The 1,179-nt window shown below is 25.3% G+C and carries 1 protein-coding gene; it reads left to right on the top strand.

Annotated elements, in window-relative coordinates; all coding sequences use genetic code 11:
* Nucleotides 1-833 precede the first annotated feature (833 nt).
* Nucleotides 834-1,151, top strand: coding sequence for an ATP-binding cassette domain-containing protein (locus HMPREF3029_RS02555; protein ID WP_070709572.1), 318 nt, complete (start codon nt 834-836; stop codon nt 1,149-1,151).
* The last annotated feature ends 28 nt before the right edge of the window (nt 1,152-1,179 follow it).

Genomic DNA, 1,179 nt, shown 5'->3' with positions numbered 1-1,179 from the left:
AAATTATGCATTTATATATAAAAGATTGAGGGAGATGATTAAGATGAGAAAACAAATTGAAGTGGATCAACGAAGGGTGATTATTATTGTTAAACCAAAAGAAATTTAGAATAATTATTAGTGACATGTGACTATGATAGAAGTCAATATTGACTTCTATTTTTTGTTACTCTTAACTATAATAATCAATAAATATTTATTACAAAAGTATGGACGCAAGTTTCATGAAAGAAATTATCAAGATTAAAGATAAAGTAAGTCATCTATTTCTTGTCACAGTTTTATATTTACTATTTCACTGAGAATGACTAATCGAATATTAAGGATTATTAATATTGTATCGAATTTAAGATATTTATTTTAGATAGTTGATGAAGACTAGTTGCCATTCCGATTATATTGTTAAACTTGAATATTAAATTGTCTATATATTGCGGAGCGGAGTTCAATATTTAGATAAAACTCTAGAAAGCTAAGAGCAAAATGTGGTCACACTTTAGTCTGTTTAATAATTTACTTAGAAGTGCGTGTGCTATAATACCTTTTATAAACTGTATTAACTTTGTTGTTAGACTAAACTTAATATGAGTTTAAATTATCCAAATCTAAGAGTAAAAAATAAATTTAGAATGATTACTATCAAAATAAGCGCCTTATTCACTGGGGTAGCTGTAATATCATTACAATCTGTTTCTATTCTTTGCCAATAAAATGTCAATTTATACCGCATGGTTACTATTATTGTTATTGACATCAACAACATTGTTGTATACCACATATATATTCTTGAAAAATAAAACTATTCCAGAAAGTATATAATAGGAGGATGTTATATGGGAAATATAATTATAAAAAACATGTCATTTCAATATAACAATATGTTAGATCCTCTATTTTATAATGTAAATTTAAATATTAGTGATGATTGGAAATTAGGATTAATTGGAAGAAATGGTAGAGGTAAGACATCCTTTTTAAAGATTTTACTTAATGAATTAAATTATGAGGGGAAAGTTCATTCATCGGTTGGTTTTAAATACTTTCCAAATTACCCATTGATTGATAGAGAAATTACTACTCTTGATTTTCTTTTAGAAAAAAATCCAACAATTGATTTATGGATTATTTTAAAAGAAATGAATTTAACTTAAATTTCAAGTTTAAGTTAGCCACTTGAAA

It is taken from the genome of Nosocomiicoccus sp. HMSC059G07 (genome assembly GCF_001815515.1).
GTDB classification, from domain to species: domain Bacteria; phylum Bacillota; class Bacilli; order Staphylococcales; family Salinicoccaceae; genus Nosocomiicoccus; species Nosocomiicoccus ampullae_A.
This window is presented reverse-complemented; position numbering and strand designations above follow the sequence as displayed.